Consider the following 17,822-nt stretch of genomic DNA (forward strand, 5'->3'; position numbering starts at 1 on the left):
AAGTTTTAAGTCATTAATTTGAGGACAAAACTGTTTTTTTATTTATTATTTAAATCAAAAATAAATAAGCTTTAATCTTTAGTTTTGGATTTTCTTTACGATAAATTGAAAATGAGATGTTTAAATTCGCAAATAAGTAGATAATTAAAAACAGAAGCATATGAAAGTTCAAGATGTAAAAACATCACAACAAGCCATAGATTTAGAAGATAAATACGGAGCTCACAATTATCATCCTTTACCAGCCGTTCTCAAAAAAGGGGAAGGCGTTTATGTCTGGGATGTAGAAGGAAAACAATATTTTGATTTTCTGTCCGCTTATTCCGCTGTAAATCAGGGTCATTGCCACCCAAGGATAGTTGAGGCAATGTATGAGCAATCAAAAACTATATCATTGACTTCTAGAGCATTTCATAACAATGTTTTAGGTGTATATGAAAAATACGCTACAGAATACTTCAAGTTCGACAAGCTTTTACCAATGAATAGTGGCGCAGAAGCAGTAGAAACAGCCATTAAAATTTGTAGAAAGTGGGCTTACGAACAAAAAGGTATCCCAGAAACTGAAGCTCAAATAATTGTTTTTGAAAATAATTTCCACGGAAGAACAACTACAATTATATCTTTCAGTAACGACGAAGGAGCTAGAAAGAATTTTGGTCCTTATACACCAGGTTTTATTAAAGTGCCTTATAATGATGCTGAAGCTTTAGAAAAAGTACTAAAAGAAAACAAAAATATAGCTGGGGCTCTTATTGAACCAATACAAGGTGAAGCAGGAGTATTCACTCCATCAGACGATTTTATTCCTAAAGTAAAATCTCTATGTAACGAGCACAATGTGCTTTTCATGGCAGATGAAATTCAAACTGGAATAGCTAGAACGGGAGCATTGCTTGCTGTTTGTGGAAAATGTGATTGTCAAGGACACTGTGAGCGCCAAGAAACATATTCTCGCCCAGATGTTCTCATTTTGGGTAAAGCCCTTTCTGGAGGTGCGTATCCTGTATCTGCGGTTCTAGCAGATGATGAAGTTATGAAGGTGATTCAGCCGGGACAGCACGGTTCAACATTTGGAGGTAATCCGGTTGCCGCTGCGGTAGCTATGGAAGCTCTAAAAGTTGTAAAAGATGAGAAATTAGCACAAAATGCGAGAAGACTTGGTGATATTTTCAGAAGTGAATTGAATAAATTCATTGAAAATCACAATATCGTTAAACTCGTAAGAGGCAGAGGGTTGCTTAATGCAATTGTCATTAACGATTCTGAAGACAGCTCTACTGCATGGGATATTTGTGTTGCATTAAAGGAAAATGGTCTTCTAGCAAAACCAACACACGGAAATATCATTCGTTTTGCTCCGCCTTTAGTTATCACGGAAGAGCAGTTGATGGAATGTGTGGATATTATAACTTCAACTTTAAAGCATTTTGAAAAATAAATCTTACAAGTTAGACTGATTTAAAAATCCCCAATCTTTCGATTGGGGATTTTTATTATCAATTTCTCATTTGGTCTCTTCTTCTCATACGCTGTCTCTCTTTTTCACGTTTTTCTTTTTCTTCCAGAAACAATGCTTTCTCTTTATTATCTTTAAAAAGATATTCATCAGTATCGTGCATATCTACTCTGTAGGAAACCCCAAATCCAACTCTCCATCGTTCTGGTGAATCTTTAAAATTGATAAGTCCAGAAACATCTACTTGCAAGTTTTTATTTACAAGGAAAGCAACACCTCCACGTAAAATTTCATCACTGTAGATGTCACTTATATAAGTTTGAAATTCAGCAAAAACTCCAGTTCTAGCATATATCGAATGTGTAAGTGTAAAAATTCCTGCGTAAGTTGGAAAATCTGTTGTCGGCTTGTCAACAATAAAATTGGAAACCAAAACCCAATTTCTTCCGAAGTTATTTTGAGTAATCAGCGCAGCCTTTGGCGATATATTAGGCTCACCAGGAAATTTGAAAGGATTTTCTCCAAATAAAAGATTTACACCTGCATAAATCGAAACCGCAGGAATCAAATCTCTCCATTGGGGGAGATTATTCTTCTTCCAACTGTAAAGGTTTGGTCCTTCCAATGCTCTTTTTAGGTAGGGGTCATAAATAAGATATTTAGCTCCAAATGTATTTGAGCGAAAATTACTGTAGTTACTTGTAGTTTCAGTTCCTCCTCTTAGTAAAGTTTCTTCAGCATTTACGAATGTTCCATTAAGAATTATTTCCAGTTGCTCCATGAATAAACCGTACCTGACTTGGTATTGATAATCTACTTGAGAAAGATCTGGAATAAGTGGAAATACGTGATTATCTTTTCCGTAAGCTAGTCCAGTTTCAAACTGTAAAACATTTGACCCTACACTGTAAGCTCCAAATGACTCGCCGGGTCTATTGGAATTTATCATATCTGTATATTGAGCTTGTATGCTAAAACTTGCTAATAAAAATAAGCCAATGAGTTTAGGTTTCATAAATAAGGTTTGAGATTCAAATATAAATTAAAATCCGATTTTTTCAGCCTGTATACTTCTTTGCTATAAAGTATTGGTATTTTTGTAAACCAAATCAACTTTATGGTATTTCTCAAGACATTATTAATTATACTTCTAGTTTACTTTGCTATTAAATTACTAGCTAAATATTTTGGTCCTTTATTACTGAAATATATCTTCAAAAAGGTTCAAAAGAATATGAATAATCAATTCAATCCAGAGCAAAATCAGCCTAAAAGAGACACAAAAAAATCTAGTAAAACCTTCAAAAGTAAATCCAAGGATAGTAAAGTGGGGGAGTATATAGATTATGAAGAAATTGAGTAACTTTCACATTTTTCAAACCAAAATTTACAGATGAAGTCCATATTAATTAATTCCTGGAAGCATATTCTAGTATTGCTTCTATTCATAGTTGCCTCATTAGCTTTTTTTCATCCAGTTCTAAAAGGAAAAACAATTTTCCAAAGTGATATTGTTCAATATACAGGAATGGCAAAAGCTCAAAATGATTTTAGAGATAGCCAGGGTGAAGAACCGTATTGGACAAATTCTGCTTTTGGTGGGATGCCAACTTATCAACTTGGAGCGAACTACCCCTATAATTATATTAAAGAAATAGACCGACAATTCCGTTTTTTACCTAGACCAGCAGATTATTTGTTTCTCTATTTTGTCGGAATGTACATTCTGTTTTTATCCTTGAAAGTAAATTATAAATTAGCTTTTCTTGGCGCTTTAGCCTTTGGATTTTCTACTTATCTCATTATTATTTTAGGCGTTGGGCATAATGCAAAAGCACATGCTATAGCTTATTTTCCTATAGTTATCTCTGGAATGGTACTGGTTTATAGGCAAAAGCTTTTCTGGGGGAATGTCCTTTTTTGTGTTGGACTTGCATTTGAATTAATGGCAAACCATTTTCAAATGACTTATTATCTGATGATACTATGTTTGGTAATAGTTATTGTGAATGCTGTTCATGCTTATAAAAATGAAACTTTAATGCCTTTCCTGAAAGCGTCTTTCAGTTTTATTCCAGCGATTATACTAGCGGTTTTACTGAATATCACCAACTTACTTGCTACACAAGAATATGCAGATTTCAGTACAAGAGGAGACACCGGACTTACTATAGAACCTGGCGGAACAGAGAAAGTGAAATCAGGTTTAGATTATGATTACATCACTGAATATTCTTATGGAGTTTTAGAAACTTTTAATCTCTTTATCCCTAGATTTATGGGAGGTTCAAGTAGTGAATCACTAGGCAAGGATTCTGAAGTTTATGGAGAACTCATTCAGATGGGAGCTTCACCTGCTCAAGCTTTAGACTTCAGTAAAAACCTACCTACATACTGGGGTGACCAGACTTTTATTGGCGCTCCAGCTTACATAGGAGCATGCGTCATTTTTCTTTTCGTATTAGGTTTATTTTTAACTAAAGGCAGGACCAAATGGTGGGTGGTTGCAGGTTCAATTTTAGCTCTTTTACTTTCCTGGGGCGATAACTTTTCTCTGCTGACTAAGTTTTTTGTGGATTACATTCCATTTTATGACAAGTTTAGAGCTGTTTCTTCCATTCAAGTTTTAATAGAATTTTGCTTACCAATATTAGGTGTTTTAGGAATTTCGAAACTGGTTAACAGTGAAATTTCAAATCAGCAAAAATGGGAAGCCCTCAAAAAAACGACAATCATTTTAGGTGGGCTTAGTGTTTTATTTCTTCTTCTTAAATCAGCTCTTTTTAATTTCAGTGGTTCAAGTGATGCTGTATTTTTAGAAAATTACGGAGCTAAATTCGTAAGAGCACTCAAAGAAGATAGAAAATCGATGTTCACGGCGGATACCATACGTTCGCTGGTTTTTGTTTTACTTGTAGCAGGAGCTGTTTACCTATATTTAAAAGAAAAGATAAAGAAACCCCTATTTCTTGGTCTTATTGGGATCTTCATATTAATAGATTTGATCGGTGTTAATACTAGATACGTCAACGAAGATGATTTTGTAGCGGCTTCAGTTATGGAAAGACCTTTCCAGGCCAATCAAGCTGATCTTGAAATTCAAAAAGATGAATCTCACTTTAGGGTTTATGATTTGACTTCAAATCCACTAAATTCTGCGAGAGCTTCTTATTTTCATAATTCGATTGGAGGTTATCATGCAGCGAAGCCTGGAAGAGTACAGGAGTTGTTTGACTTCTATATTTACGAAGGCAAGCGAAGTATTCTGAATATGCTCAATGTCAAATATTTTATTTTTGATAATGATGGTCAACCTGTTGCACAGGAGAATCCAGATCATTTAGGTAATGCATGGTTAGTAAATGAATTGATAAGTGTCGAGAATGCCAACGAGGCTATTTTAGCTTTGGACACAATCAACCCTAGTACTACGGCTATTGTAGAAAGCAATCAATTTGACTATTCTAATAAAAACTATGATGTCAGTTTCTCAGATCAAATTGAATTGACTTCTTATAAAGAAAATGAGCTAGTTTATAAATATGAAGCTGAAAATGAAAGCCTTGCTTTATTTTCAGAACTTTATTATCCAAAAGGTTGGAAAGTTACTATAAACGGTGAAGAGGCCACCCATTTTAGAGCTAATTACGTATTGCGAGCGATGGAATTACCTGCTGGTAGCCATAAAATCACTTTTTCATTTCAACCTGAAGTGGTTAGTTTCGGAGGAAAGATAACCTTGGCAAGTTTTATTCTTTTATCACTTATTATACTTGGAGGATTAGGGTACACCATAAAGCGAAAGCAAATTTAGAAGATGAAAAAAGTTTTAATAATTACTTATTACTGGCCACCAGCCGGAGGTCCCGGAGTACAACGCTGGCTCCAATTTTCTAAGCATCTGCCTGAATTTGGTTTTCAGCCAATTGTATATAAGCCAGAAAATCCAAGTTACCCTATTTCCGATAATTCTCTGGATGCAAGCCCTGAGGTGAAAGTGATTGAAAAGTCTATTTTTGAACCTTATGCATTTGCAGAATTATTTTCAAAATCAGATTCCAAAACCATCAGCAGCGGTATCATCAAATCTAAGAAAAAGCAATCCTGGAAAGAGCGATTGATGCTTTATATAAGAGGAAATGTTTTTATACCTGATGCTAGAGTATTATGGGTGAAGCCTTCAGTTTCATTTTTGAAAGATTACATACAAAACAATGAAATTGAAACCATCATCACTACAGGCCCTCCACATAGCTTACATCTTATAGGTATGGGCCTGAAGGAAATTCACCCTGAACTTCATTGGATTGCAGATTTTAGAGATCCCTGGACGACAATAGGTTACCACTCAGCTTTAAAGCTTACCGAAAAGTCTAAGCAAAAGCATCTTGCTTTAGAGAATGACGTATTAAATTCAGCAGATCAACTTGTCGTTACTAGTTTTCAAACCAAAGCTGAATTTGAACAAAAAACTAAAACGCCTATCGATGTCATTACAAATGGATATGAGGAAATTTCGGTGGATGCTGAATTAAGTGAAAATTTTACGATTTCTCACATTGGTTCTTTACTCAATGACAGAAACCCAAAAGTCTTATGGGAAGTCTTGTCAGAATTGATTGAAGAAAATCTAGTTTTTAAAGATTTTTTTGAACTAAAATTTATTGGTAAAATCAGTGAAAGTGTTTTGGAATCTGCTTATGAAGCTGGCCTTAAAAAATTTGTTAGCGTGGTTGGTTATCTCAATCATAAAGATGCTGTAGAAAGCCAGAGAAGTTCACAAATGCTCCTGCTTATTGAAATTGATAAGCCTGAAACTCGTGGAATTATACCGGGTAAGCTTTTTGAGTATTTGTCTTCCAAACGCCCCATTTTAGCCATAGGACCTGAGGGTTGGGATGTTGGAAAAATTATATCTGAAACCAGTTCTGGAGACTGCTTTACCTACGATGAAAAAACTCGCTTAAAGTCATATATAGATAAGTCTTTCAATGCTTTCTTAAGCGGAAAATTAAAAGCCAATACCAGAAATATAGAAGCTTATAGTCGCAAGAATTTGACCAAAAAATTAATTCAACTTATTAAGTAATTTCCATGGGAATCGTTGCCAAGCAATCCTTAAAAAACCTTATTTCTACCTACTTAGGATTTGGAATTGGCGCGCTCAATGTTTTGTTTTTATATCCAAAATTTCTCACCCCAGAGTATTACGGTCTGGTGACATTTCTGCTTTCTGCAGGAAATTTATTCTGGCCATTTATGGCGCTTGGCGTTCATAATACGATTGTTAAATTTTACACCAGCTACACATCCAAACTAGAGACTGATAAGATGCTCAACTTTGCTTTAGTTTTACCTCTATTGCTAGGACTCTTCATAGGAATCGTAGGCTATATATTCTACGATGCATTGCTGCATTATTTCGAAGGAGAAAATGATCTGGTGCAGCCTTATATTTGGGGGATCTTTGTTATAGCTATGACTACAGCTTATTTCGAAGTTTTTTTCGCTTGGGCAAAAGTGCAATACAAGAGCGTTTTTGGCACAATTATGCGTGAGCTTTTTCACAGATTAGCCATTACAGTTTTGCTTATTTTTCTTTATGCTGAATTTATTAGTGTTCACCTGTTTATTTATCTTCTTATTGGAGTATTTATCTTAAGAACATTGGTGATGTTGGGTTATGCGATAAAGCTTTATACTCCGCGATTTAGCTTTCAACTGCCATCTAGATTGAAGGATTTACTCAATTACTCTCTACTCATCTTTATAGCAGGAACTGTCGCTGTTGCTCTGTTTGACCTGGATAAAGTCATGATAGAATACTTTATGCCCATAGAAAACGTATCGATTTACGGGATAGCTATTTATATTGCTACAGTCATTGCTGTGCCTTCCAAAGCAATGCATCAAATAACAAATCCTATTACGGCCAAATACCTTAATCACGGAGAAAAAAACTTGCTTAAGGATCTTTATATAAGAAGTTCCAATACACTTTTTGTGATAAGTGGATTTGTGTTTACACTTATAGTTACCAATGTCAATCAGTTATATGAAATTATTCCAGAAGAATATAGAATAGGAGTGAGTATTGTTTTTTTGATCAGTTTGGTGAAACTGAGTGATAATATTTTGGGTAACAACAACAGTATAATCTTTAATTCAAAATATTATAAGACAGTTCTTGTCGCTGGTGTTATTTTGGTTGGCTTTGCTTTTTTATTGAACCTTTGGTTGATACCTATGCATGGGATTTATGGAGCAGCTTACGCCACATTCATTTCATTTTTGGCTTACAACATCTTTAAACTCGTCTTTGTAAGAATCACTTTTGGAATTCATCCATTGAATAAAAAGAGTTTCTTTATCTTTTTGATGATTTCAGTCTTGACCTTTAGTTTCTATTTCTGGGATTTCTCTACTGATTTTGCTCTGCTTAATATAGTATTTAAATCAGTAATTATTAGTGCTATCTATTTCATTGTAAGTTTGAAAGGAAGTTTATCTAAAGACCTTACGAATTTATATTTAAAAGTCATTCATAAGAGAACTCCTTAGCTTTTACAGCCAAGAAGTTCTCCAATTGTTGAATCAAAATACTGTTACAACAAATAATTAAAACAAACATTAAATGATTTAGTCGCTATAATTTCCAATTAATTACAGCATCAAACTTTAGAATTTAAAAATTGTCCTGTAAATGAAGCTTGCACTTTAGACACTTTTTCAGGAGTACCTTCAGCAACTATTTTTCCGCCATTTATTCCACCTCCAGGTCCTAAATCAATCACATGATCTGCACATTTGATGAGGTCAATATTATGTTCAATCACAATCACACTATGGCCATTTTCTATCAAAGCTTCAAAAGATTTTAATAATTTACTGATGTCATGAAAATGAAGTCCAGTAGTGGGTTCATCAAAAATGAATAAAGTTTTATCAGCATTTTTTCCTTTTGTTAAGAAGGAAGCTAATTTGATACGTTGAGCTTCACCGCCAGAAAGTGTGGAGGAACTCTGACCTAAAGTGACATAACCAAGACCAACGCTTTGTAAAGCCTCAAGTTTATTAGAGATTTTAGTTTCGTTGTGGGAAGAAAAGAATTCCATAGCATCATCGATGGTCATAGAAAGAATATCATCTATATTTTTACCTTCAAATTCAACATCCAAAACCTGCTGCTTAAAACGTTTTCCGTTACAAGCCTCGCATTCCAGATGAACATCAGCCATAAATTGCATTTCGATAGTCACCTCACCTTCACCTTCGCAAGTATCGCAACGTCCTCCTTCCACATTAAAACTAAAGTGTTTTGGCTTGAAATTCCTGATTTTAGAAAGCTTTTGTTTGGCAAATAAATTTCGGATATCGTCATAAGCTTTAATATAAGTGACTGGATTGGATCTTGAAGATCTGCCAATTGGATTTTGATCTACATATTCTATATGCTTAATATGTTTAAAATTTCCATCAATGCCATCAAATTGACCAGCTTTGGTTCCATAGCCGCCATTTTGTTTGATCATAGCAGGGTACAATATCTTTTTCACCAAGGTACTTTTGCCACTTCCAGAGACTCCAGTAATGGCAACAAAGCAATCGAGAGGAACTTTTACTGAAATATTTTTAAGATTATGCTCGCGAGCGCCTTTCAGTTCAACATAAGATTTGGAGGTTCGCCTTTTCTTAGGAACTTCAATCTCCATTTTACCGTTTAGGTACTGTGAAGTGAGCGAATTTGCCTTTAAAATTTGTTTATAAGTTCCTTCGGCTACTAGATCGCCACCATTAGTTCCAGCTTCAGGGCCAATATCGATGATGTAATCTGCAGCTTTCATAATGCCTTCATCATGCTCCACAACAATGACTGTGTTGCCGAGATCTCTAAGGTCTTTCAAAACTTCAATAAGTCTTTCGTTATCCTTAGAATGTAGGCCAATGGAAGGTTCGTCCAAAATATACATCGAGCCGACTAAGCTGCTTCCCAGTGAAGTCGCCAAATTGATTCGTTGTGACTCACCACCAGAAAGTGTATTGGATTTCCTATTTAAAGTAAGATAAGTTAAGCCTACATCCATCAAAAACTTAAGTCTGCTATTGACTTCTTTTAATAAACGCTTCCCAATTTTTTCATCGTGTTTGTTGAGTTTTAGATCTTTAAAAAACTCACTGACTTCATCGATGGGTAAGTCCACCAGTTGAGTAATGTCAATATCATTTATTTTCACGTAAGTCGACTCCTTTTTCAATCTCCTACCCTTACATTCAGGGCAGCGTGTTCTGCCACGATATCTGGATAATAAAACTCTATTCTGAATTTTATAAGCTTTAGATTTCACTGTTTCGAAGAATTCGTTAACACCGGTGACATATTGATTGCCATTCCAAATGATGTTTTTTTGACCTTCTGTCAATTCAAAGTAAGGCGTGTGAACAGGAAAGTCGAAATTGTGGGCGTGTTTTATAAATTCCTTTTTATACCAGCCTAAAGTATCACCATTCCAGGGAGCGATAGCACCTTCATAAACACTAAGTCCAGTATTAGGAATCACTAAAGCTTCATCAATATCTACAATATCACCATAACCTTCACATTTTGGACAAGCTCCTAAGGGATTATTGAAACTGAAAAGATGTACATTTGGCTCAGTAAATAGTATGCCATCCAATTCAAATTTATTATTGAAATTGGTGATTTTGTTATTAGAAATATCTTCAATGTTGAGTTCACCTTTTCCTTCAAAAAAAGCATTCTGAATAGAGTCTGCTAAGCGGTTGTAGAAATCCTCATCATTTTTTACCACAATTCTGTCAACAACAATGGAAAGCTTGCTTTTTTTGGAAATTTTTTGTTCTTGAGCTTCACTGATTTTTAGAACTTTGTCGTCTACTTTGATTCTACTAAAGCCTTGCTGCTGAAGTATCTTAATCTTCTCTTCAACAGTACGTTCGTTTTCTAAGGTAATAGGTGACAGGAGAAGTAGTTTTTTGTTTTCTTCCTGTGACTTGATAAAATCAACAACATCGGTTACTGTATGTTTTTTGACTTCCTTACCAGAAATGGGAGATATGGTTTTACCAATTCTCGCATAGAGCAATTTTAAATAATCATAAATTTCGGTCGAAGTGCCAACAGTTGAACGTGGATTGGTGGAATTTACTTTTTGCTCAATGGCGATTGCTGGTGCAATACCTTTTATGTAATCCACTTTTGGCTTATCAAGACGACCAAGAAATTGTCTTGCATATGCAGAAAGACTTTCAACATAGCGTCTTTGACCTTCGGCATAGAGTGTATCGAAAGCTAGGCTCGATTTTCCAGAGCCCGAAAGGCCAGTGATGACAACAAGTTTATTTCTAGGGATGACAACATCAATATTTTTTAAATTATGGAGTTTTGCTCCCTTAATAATGATGAATTCTTTGGGGTCTACTTTATCTAAATCTTTTTGTTTCATAAATGTGTGGAATGCCGCAAATATAAAGATTTGTCTATCTATTTTTAGGTTATACACTGATTCATAATATGTTAAAATTATTAACGAGATGTAGATGATAAACTTATATTTATATATTAGCCATATAAAAAGAAGCCTATACAACACTTTTACTTAAAATGATTTAATAACAAAAGCCGCTACTTACAGTCGGTTTTATTTAAGTAAAAGATTTATGAATAGAACTTCAATCTCTTCCGAAGCCTTTTTGGTAAAGCAATACATAGCAGGTGATGAAAAGTCACTTTCGATTTTAATCAATAGACATCAGCAAAAAATATTTGGTTTTATATTTTCTAAGGTTTATGACAAAGACCTTGCGGAAGATATTTTTCAAGATACTTTCATAAAAGTTATACGCACACTGAAGCGTGGAAAGTATAACGAAGAAGGAAAGTTTCTGCCTTGGGTTATGAGAATTGCTCACAATTTGGTTATTGATCATTTCAGAAAGAGCAATAGAATGCCAAAATTTGAAGGTAAAGGAGATTTTGATATTTTGGATTTCATGACTGATGGTGACATGAATGCTGAAAGACAAATCATAAAAGACCAAATAGATACAGACCTCCACGAACTCATAAAAGAATTACCTCAAGATCAACTTGAAGTCCTGGAAATGCGAATTTTTAAAGAAATGAGCTTCAAAGAAATAGCCCTCAAGACAGATGTCAGTATCAATACTGCATTAGGGAGAATGAGATATGCTTTAATTAATTTGAGAAAGATAATTGAAAAGCATCAGGTGGTTTTGACAAATTAGTAAATACAATAATTCTATTTTAATTCCGTTTTCGTTGTAAATTAAATCAAGATTTATGGCGAAAATTTACACAAATGAAGTTTCTAATTCAACTTCAAAACCATTAAAGCCTTCAGCTAAAACCATTAAAGCTATTTTAGATTTTTCTAAAGCTTTGACTGTTGTTCGGTATAAAAAATTACAGTTCGACAGCATTCAGAATTAAGTAATTATTAATTAAAAAATTAAACAGGCTTTCCTATTTCGATTTGGAAGCCTGTTTTTTGTGGTAAGCCTCTATTACCGATTTTCTTCCAATAGTTTTGGTAATGATGTCTTTATCCAGTTCCCACCCTCTAGCTGGTGAATATTGTCTTCCATACCAAATGATTTGTAAATGCAAGTCATTCCAAACCTCCTTGGGAAATAGTCGTTTAGCATCTTTTTCAGTTTGCTGCACATTTTTTCCATTGCTCAGGTTCCAGCGGTACATCAATCTATGGATGTGCGTATCTACTGGAAATGTAGGAACTCCAAATGCTTGTGCCAAAACTACGGATGCTGTTTTATGACCAACTGCTGGAAATTCTTCCAAGGCCTTCATATCATTTGGGACTTTACCATTATATTTTTCTATGAGAATTTGTGAAAGTCCATATATTCCTTTCGATTTCATGGGAGATAACCCCACGGGCTTAATGATTTCTCGTATTTGATCTGGATTCATTTTTATCATATCCCATGGATTATCTGCTTTTTCAAAAAGTAAAGGAGTGATTTGATTCACTTTTACGTCTGTACTTTGAGCCGAAAGCAAAACAGCAATTAGCAAAGTGTAAGGATCTTTATGCTCTAAGGGTACTGGGATTGTGGGGTATATTTCCTTTAACGTATTTATAACGAAATCTACTTTTTCAGATTTTTTCATTTACTGTACTTTTAAACAAAAATAAGAATTATGACAACACTAAAAGCTGGAGATAAGGCTCCAAATTTTGAAGCTAAAGACCAAGATGGAAACGTACATACACTAAAGGATTATGAAGGAAAAAAACTAGTTGTTTTCTTTTATCCAAAAGCGAGCACGCCAGGTTGTACTGCCGAGGCTTGTAACTTAAGAGATAACTGGGAAATGTTTCAAGAAAAAGGCTATGAAATTCTTGGTGTAAGTGCAGATTCGGCAAAACGTCAGCAAAACTTTAAAAATAAATATGAACTTCCATTTCCATTACTTGCAGATGAAGACAAAGAAGTGATAGAAGCTTTTGGTGTTTGGGGGCCAAAGAAATTTATGGGAAAAGAATATGACGGAATTCACAGAACAACTTTTATTATTGATGGAGATGGTAAAATAGAAGAAGTTATTTCAAAAGTAAAAACTAAAGCTCACGCCGAACAAATTCTTTAATCCATCATTGAGAATTTAATTGCCTGACCTGTTATCTTAGAATTCTAAAGTAATTTTCTTTGAATATTTTTAGACTTACCTTGATGTAGTTGATTTACTCAAGAATTAATGTAATTTGGTTTGATGAAATGGGAGCAAGCAATTCAGGATTTTACATATTATCTTAAAATAGAGAGGGGTCTAGCCGATAATACAATACAAAACTATCGGTTAGACATTTTAAAATTGACTAATTACCTTTCAGAATTTGATCAGAATATTTCTCCTAGCGATATTGCTGAAGAAGATATTCAAAGTTTTATCTATACAATTTCAAAACTTCTGAATGAAAGATCTCAGGCTAGGTTGATTTCAGGATTAAAAAGTTTTTTTGATTATCTCATTTTTGAGGATTATAGAAAAACCAACCCATTAGAACTTATTGAATCACCACGTTTGGGAAGAAAATTACCAGATACACTTTCTACCGAAGAGATCGATCAACTTATTGGTGTAATTGATTTATCTCATCCCCAAGGCCAGCGCAATAAAGCAATCATAGAAACGCTTTACGGTTGTGGTTTAAGAGTAAGTGAGCTTATAAATCTAAAAATTTCAGATCTTTATTTTGAGGAAGGCTTTGTAAAAGTGACGGGTAAAGGAAATAAAGAGCGTTTGGTTCCTATTAATTCTTATACTCAGAAATTCATTAATATTTATAAGGGCAAAGACAGAATTCACCAGGATGTCAAATCTGAATATACTGATATACTATTTTTAAACAGACGTGGCGCTCAATTAACTAGAGCAATGATTTTTACTATCGTGAAGCAATTAGCCAAAGAGTCACATATTCAGAAGAATATTAGTCCGCATACCTTTAGACATTCTTTTGCTACTCATCTTTTGGAAAATGGAGCCAACTTAAGAGTTATCCAACAAATGCTGGGTCATGAAAGCATCACAACTACTGAGATTTATATGCATTTAGACAAAACTCACTTAAGGTCTGTTTTGGAAAAGTTTCATCCAAGAGCTTGATTTAGACCTCCATTTTGGTTAAAATCTTATAATTTCTGTAAAGTCTTTTGGTTAAAATACCGTAAAGTACTTTGTAAAAAAGAATTAAGAAGCCAATGATAATGAGGAGTATGAAAATCATGATTCCTGCAACTATCCAAAACTCAAGGGTATTGAAAGTGGTTTGCAATAATATTGCTCTGCCACCGCTAATGATAAAGATAACGATGAAAAGTACAATATTATAGCGCACATAATATTTAACAGCTTCCCTGGTTTTGATTATTCGTCGCATCAGTTTTTTAGCGGAGTCTGTTACTCTTATACGAAGATAATTTCTGCAAAACAAGTAGATGAAACCAAAGAGGACAATATAATTGATAACTGTGGTCACTTTTAAAAACCATAGAAAGGCTTGATTTTCTATTGAGTCCATATACTCTTCTGAAGAGACCAAAACATCTATAGCCAGCCAGAATACAAATTCTATAATGCTTATGATAAATATCCATTTCACACTGGAAGATGATTTTTTATGCAACATAGGCATAAGTTCATCTTTTGTATATTTAGGCAAATCTTCATTCCTTTTTTGCCAATCTTTTTTAATAAGGTCTAACTCATCCATAATTAAGGATTCAAAATCTTTTTTAGTTTAGTCTTTACTCTATTCATTTTTACTCTTGCATTTACTTCTGAAATTCCTAAAGTTTCAGAAATTTCTGTGTACGGCTTGTCTTCTAGGTAGAGTAGGACTAAGGCTTTATCAATATCATTAAGTTCTTTTATAGCAGAGTACATAAGTTTCAAGTTGTCATCCAAAGTACTATCGTAACCTTCAGCAGAGATTTTGAAATCAAAATTCTCCCAAGGCATTGTTTGGACTCCTCTTTTCTTCTTTCGATATAAAGTGATAGCTGTGTTTAAGGCTACACGGTACATCCAAGTGCTAAACTTTGACTCTGATCTAAATTTCGGATAAGCTTTCCAAAGTTGAATGGTTATTTCTTGGAAAAGATCTTTGTGAGCATCTGCATCATAGGTATACATCCTACAAATTTTATGAGCAATGTTTTGATGTTCCTCTAAAAGGTTGATAAATTTTTTTTCTAATGCTCTATTCAAAACTTACAAAGTCTAACTCATTTGTCGTTAAAATTATCAAAAGTTACATATTTGACACCAAATTAATTGAATTAAGGCATAAATTAGTAAAATGAATGTACCGATCTCAGAATTACCAAGAGTTGTCATTATAGGTGGAGGTTTTGGAGGTGTAAGTTTAGCAAGAAAACTTGAGAAGAAACCTTTTCAAGTAGTTATGTTAGATAAAAGAAACTACCATACTTTTCAACCGTTGTTATATCAAGTGTCTACATCCGGACTTGAGCCAGATTCTATCGCTTATCCCATCCGTAAAATACTTAAAAGGAATAATAACGCTTATTTCAGGATGGCTGAGGTAAAAAATATATATGATAAAAAAAGAGTTGTAGAGACAAATATTGGCGAAATCACCTATGATTATCTTGTCATTGCAACAGGTTCCAAAACAAATTTTTTCGGAAATAAAAGTGTTGAAGAGAATGCTATTTGGATGAAAACTGTACCTCAAGCATTGAACTTGAGGAGTTTAATTTTGGAAAATTTTGAGGAAGCAACTATAGCTAAAGATCCAGAAAGAAGAAAGTCACTTCTGAATTTTGTTATCGCGGGTGCCGGACCAACAGGTGTTGAGCTAAGTGGCGCTTTGGCAGAATTGAGAAGAAATGTAATTCCTAAGGATTATCAAGATATTGACCCAGAAGAGATTCATATCCATCTCATAGAAGGATTGGATAAAGTTCTCCCCCCAATGAGTGACGAGTCTTCTGCAAATGCTCAAAAATATCTTGAGGAACTCGGTGTAGAAATTCATCTAAACACTTTTGTGGATTCTTATGAGGATAATATAGTAAAGACCAATAATGAAGATTTATCATTCAACACCGAAACTTTTATATGGAGTGCAGGAGTTACTGGAGCTGCTATAGATGGTCTCAAGAATGAAGCTTTAATCGATAAAGCTAATCGCTATAATGTTAACACCTTTAATCAGATAGAGGGTTACGAAAATATATTTGCTATAGGAGACATTGCTTTAATGACAAGTGAAGAGTTCCCTAAAGGACACCCGATGGTTGCACAACCAGCGATACAACAAGGTAAGCATTTGGCCAAAAATCTATTAAGAACTATAAACAAACAAAAACTCTTACCTTTTGAATATTTAGATAAAGGAACTATGGCGACTGTTGGCAGAAACAAAGCTGTAGTAGATCTAGATAATGTTAAATTTGGTGGAGCTTTTGCTTGGTTTGTGTGGATGTTTGTTCATTTATGGTTTCTAGTAGGCTTCAGAAATAGAATAGTAACTTTTTTTAACTGGACTTATAGTTATATTAATTACGATAGAGCCGCTAGACTTATCGTGAGACCTTTTAAAGCTAACAAGGAAAAGTCACCAGATTAAAATAATTTTAAACAAATAAAAAACGAACAATCCAAAAATGAATTGTCCGTTTTTGTTTGAAATTTCCGATTAACCTTTAGTTACCTAAGACTTCTTCTACTTTTTTTCTTAAATCGTCGCCTCTTAAATCTTTTCCTATAATTATACCATTTTCATCAATTAGAAAAGCAGCAGGAATAGCTTTTACTCCATATTTTTGAGCAATTGGTTCTTGCCAATATTTTAAATTTGATATATGATTCCACTCAAGGTTGTCATCTTCTATGGCTTTGATCCACGCATCTTTACTATTGGGCTTGTCTAGAGAAACACCAACAACAGTAAATCCACGATCTTTATAATCATTATAAATACTTACAATGTTTGGATTTTCTACTCTACATGGTCTGCACCAAGAAGCCCAAAAGTCAATAAGAGTTACTTTGCCCATAGCATCTTCCAATGATAATTCTTCTCCTTGCGGTGTTGGCCCAGAAAACATTGGTGCTTCAGCGCCAATATCTGTAGCTCCTATTTTAGCAATATTTTGACCAAGCATTTTTCCAAGGGGTGTATCTTTAACCTCATCATCAAAGTTGTTATAAAGAGATTTCATCTTATTTAGAGGGGCTGCTTGGGAGTTCATCATATCTGATAAAGCCATCATACCAACTATAGAATTATTGCTGTTTTTTATGAATTCTAATGAGCCTTGTTTGATGGCTTCTTGATTTGTCTTCATATCTAATTCTAAATCAAGAATAGCAACCTCATCACCTCTATTCATTGCTTCTTTGCGTTTGTTTATTAATTGATTTCTTTCTTCAACATTACTCATAATTAAGTTGAGATAATCTTCAAGAAGTTGATTATGTTTTCCTCCTGTTATTTTAGAATCTCTCAAATTTGCTTTGTTAGCTTCAACTTTAATATTCTCAGCATCCTTGATAAAAATTAAGTTACCGTTGACACCATCTATTTGAATGAGGTTTATATCTTGCTTTGATCCTTTCAATTCAAATTCAAAAGAATCATTTTGAACTTGAGTTGTATCTAAAGGAACAGGAATGTTTTGCGGACCGAGATGGGTAAGATAAACATTGGTCCCATCTGGAACATCTTCAATTGTTGCTTCAAGCTTAGGGTCTGAAGAATTACAACTTGCTAAAAGTACTAGTAAAGAAAGACTGAAAAATATTTTCATTTTAAATGATTTTAAT

Annotated in this window: 16 protein-coding genes; 10 read left to right on the top strand and 6 right to left on the bottom strand. The window is 34.1% G+C overall.

The features are described 5' to 3' along the window. Positions 1–160: 160 nt before the first annotated feature. The gene (gene rocD / locus ACFQ0R_RS10940; RefSeq protein WP_379658417.1) at positions 161–1,441 is read left to right on the top strand and encodes an ornithine--oxo-acid transaminase; all 1,281 of its coding nucleotides are present in this window, start codon (positions 161–163) and stop codon (positions 1,439–1,441) included. 58 nt (positions 1,442–1,499) lie between these two features. On the opposite strand, the gene ACFQ0R_RS10945 is transcribed toward rocD, so the two are convergent. Beyond that, entirely contained in the window at positions 1,500–2,474 is a 975-nt protein-coding gene (locus tag ACFQ0R_RS10945; protein ID WP_379658418.1) for a transporter, read from the bottom strand. A gap of 219 nt (positions 2,475–2,693) precedes the next feature. On the opposite strand from ACFQ0R_RS10945, the gene ACFQ0R_RS10950 reads away from it, so the two are divergent. Genes ACFQ0R_RS10950 through ACFQ0R_RS10965 form a run of 4 tightly spaced genes read left to right on the top strand, consistent with a single transcriptional unit; the run spans position 2,694 to position 8,020 of the window. Continuing rightward, positions 2,694–2,822 carry a hypothetical protein gene (locus tag ACFQ0R_RS10950; protein WP_379658419.1) on the top strand — a complete coding sequence of 43 codons (129 nt, stop codon included), beginning with the start codon at positions 2,694–2,696 and terminating at the stop codon, positions 2,820–2,822. A 30-nt stretch (positions 2,823–2,852) separates the two neighbouring features. Further along, positions 2,853–5,273, top strand: coding sequence for a YfhO family protein (locus ACFQ0R_RS10955; RefSeq protein WP_379658420.1), 2,421 nt, complete (start codon positions 2,853–2,855; stop codon positions 5,271–5,273). A gap of 3 nt (positions 5,274–5,276) precedes the next feature. Continuing rightward, on the top strand, positions 5,277–6,548 hold the full coding sequence (locus ACFQ0R_RS10960) for a glycosyl transferase family 1 (protein WP_379658421.1): 1,272 nt from the start codon (positions 5,277–5,279) through the stop codon (positions 6,546–6,548). Positions 6,549–6,553: 5 nt separating this feature from the next. Further along, positions 6,554–8,020, top strand: coding sequence for an oligosaccharide flippase family protein (locus ACFQ0R_RS10965; protein ID WP_379658422.1), 1,467 nt, complete (start codon positions 6,554–6,556; stop codon positions 8,018–8,020). Positions 8,021–8,130: 110 nt separating this feature from the next. Here ACFQ0R_RS10965 and uvrA read toward each other — a convergent pair whose 3' ends face one another. Continuing rightward, the gene (gene uvrA, locus ACFQ0R_RS10970) at positions 8,131–10,923 is read right to left on the bottom strand and encodes an excinuclease ABC subunit UvrA (RefSeq protein ID WP_379658423.1); all 2,793 of its coding nucleotides are present in this window, start codon (positions 10,921–10,923) and stop codon (positions 8,131–8,133) included. A 214-nt stretch (positions 10,924–11,137) separates the two neighbouring features. Between uvrA and ACFQ0R_RS10975 the strand changes: the two genes are divergently transcribed. Both ACFQ0R_RS10975 and ACFQ0R_RS10980 read left to right on the top strand, forming a co-directional pair. Beyond that, positions 11,138–11,725, top strand: a complete 588-nt coding sequence (locus ACFQ0R_RS10975; protein ID WP_379658424.1) for an RNA polymerase sigma factor — start codon at positions 11,138–11,140, stop codon at positions 11,723–11,725. A 55-nt stretch (positions 11,726–11,780) separates the two neighbouring features. Continuing rightward, on the top strand, positions 11,781–11,930 hold the full coding sequence (locus tag ACFQ0R_RS10980) for a hypothetical protein (RefSeq protein WP_379658425.1): 150 nt from the start codon (positions 11,781–11,783) through the stop codon (positions 11,928–11,930). A gap of 33 nt (positions 11,931–11,963) precedes the next feature. On the opposite strand, the gene ACFQ0R_RS10985 is transcribed toward ACFQ0R_RS10980, so the two are convergent. Further along, positions 11,964–12,632: an endonuclease III domain-containing protein gene (locus ACFQ0R_RS10985; protein WP_379658426.1), complete on the bottom strand. Its 669-nt coding sequence runs from the start codon at positions 12,630–12,632 to the stop codon at positions 11,964–11,966. A 30-nt stretch (positions 12,633–12,662) separates the two neighbouring features. Here ACFQ0R_RS10985 and bcp point away from each other — a divergent pair, with 30 nt between their 5' ends. Next, positions 12,663–13,112 (top strand): thioredoxin-dependent thiol peroxidase, encoded by a 450-nt coding sequence (bcp, locus tag ACFQ0R_RS10990; protein ID WP_379658427.1) that lies wholly within the window; start codon positions 12,663–12,665, stop codon positions 13,110–13,112. A 123-nt stretch (positions 13,113–13,235) separates the two neighbouring features. Beyond that, positions 13,236–14,132 carry a site-specific tyrosine recombinase XerD gene (gene xerD, locus ACFQ0R_RS10995; protein ID WP_379658428.1) on the top strand — a complete coding sequence of 299 codons (897 nt, stop codon included), beginning with the start codon at positions 13,236–13,238 and terminating at the stop codon, positions 14,130–14,132. A 1-nt stretch (position 14,133) separates the two neighbouring features. Here xerD and ACFQ0R_RS11000 read toward each other — a convergent pair whose 3' ends face one another. Next, positions 14,134–14,739, bottom strand: a complete 606-nt coding sequence (locus tag ACFQ0R_RS11000) for a hypothetical protein (protein ID WP_379658429.1) — start codon at positions 14,737–14,739, stop codon at positions 14,134–14,136. Positions 14,740–14,741: 2 nt separating this feature from the next. Continuing rightward, positions 14,742–15,236, bottom strand: a complete 495-nt coding sequence (locus ACFQ0R_RS11005) for an RNA polymerase sigma factor (RefSeq protein ID WP_379658430.1) — start codon at positions 15,234–15,236, stop codon at positions 14,742–14,744. A 91-nt stretch (positions 15,237–15,327) separates the two neighbouring features. On the opposite strand from ACFQ0R_RS11005, the gene ACFQ0R_RS11010 reads away from it, so the two are divergent. Continuing rightward, a complete protein-coding gene (locus tag ACFQ0R_RS11010) occupies positions 15,328–16,623 on the top strand; it encodes an NAD(P)/FAD-dependent oxidoreductase (RefSeq protein ID WP_379658431.1) in 1,296 nt (431 codons plus the stop codon). 76 nt (positions 16,624–16,699) lie between these two features. Here ACFQ0R_RS11010 and ACFQ0R_RS11015 read toward each other — a convergent pair whose 3' ends face one another. Beyond that, positions 16,700–17,806, bottom strand: a complete 1,107-nt coding sequence (locus ACFQ0R_RS11015) for a redoxin domain-containing protein (protein ID WP_379658432.1) — start codon at positions 17,804–17,806, stop codon at positions 16,700–16,702. Positions 17,807–17,822: the final 16 nt, after the last annotated feature.

Origin of the sequence: Psychroflexus salinarum (assembly GCF_042677225.1) — a bacterium.
GTDB lineage: Bacteria > Bacteroidota > Bacteroidia > Flavobacteriales > Flavobacteriaceae > Psychroflexus > Psychroflexus salinarum.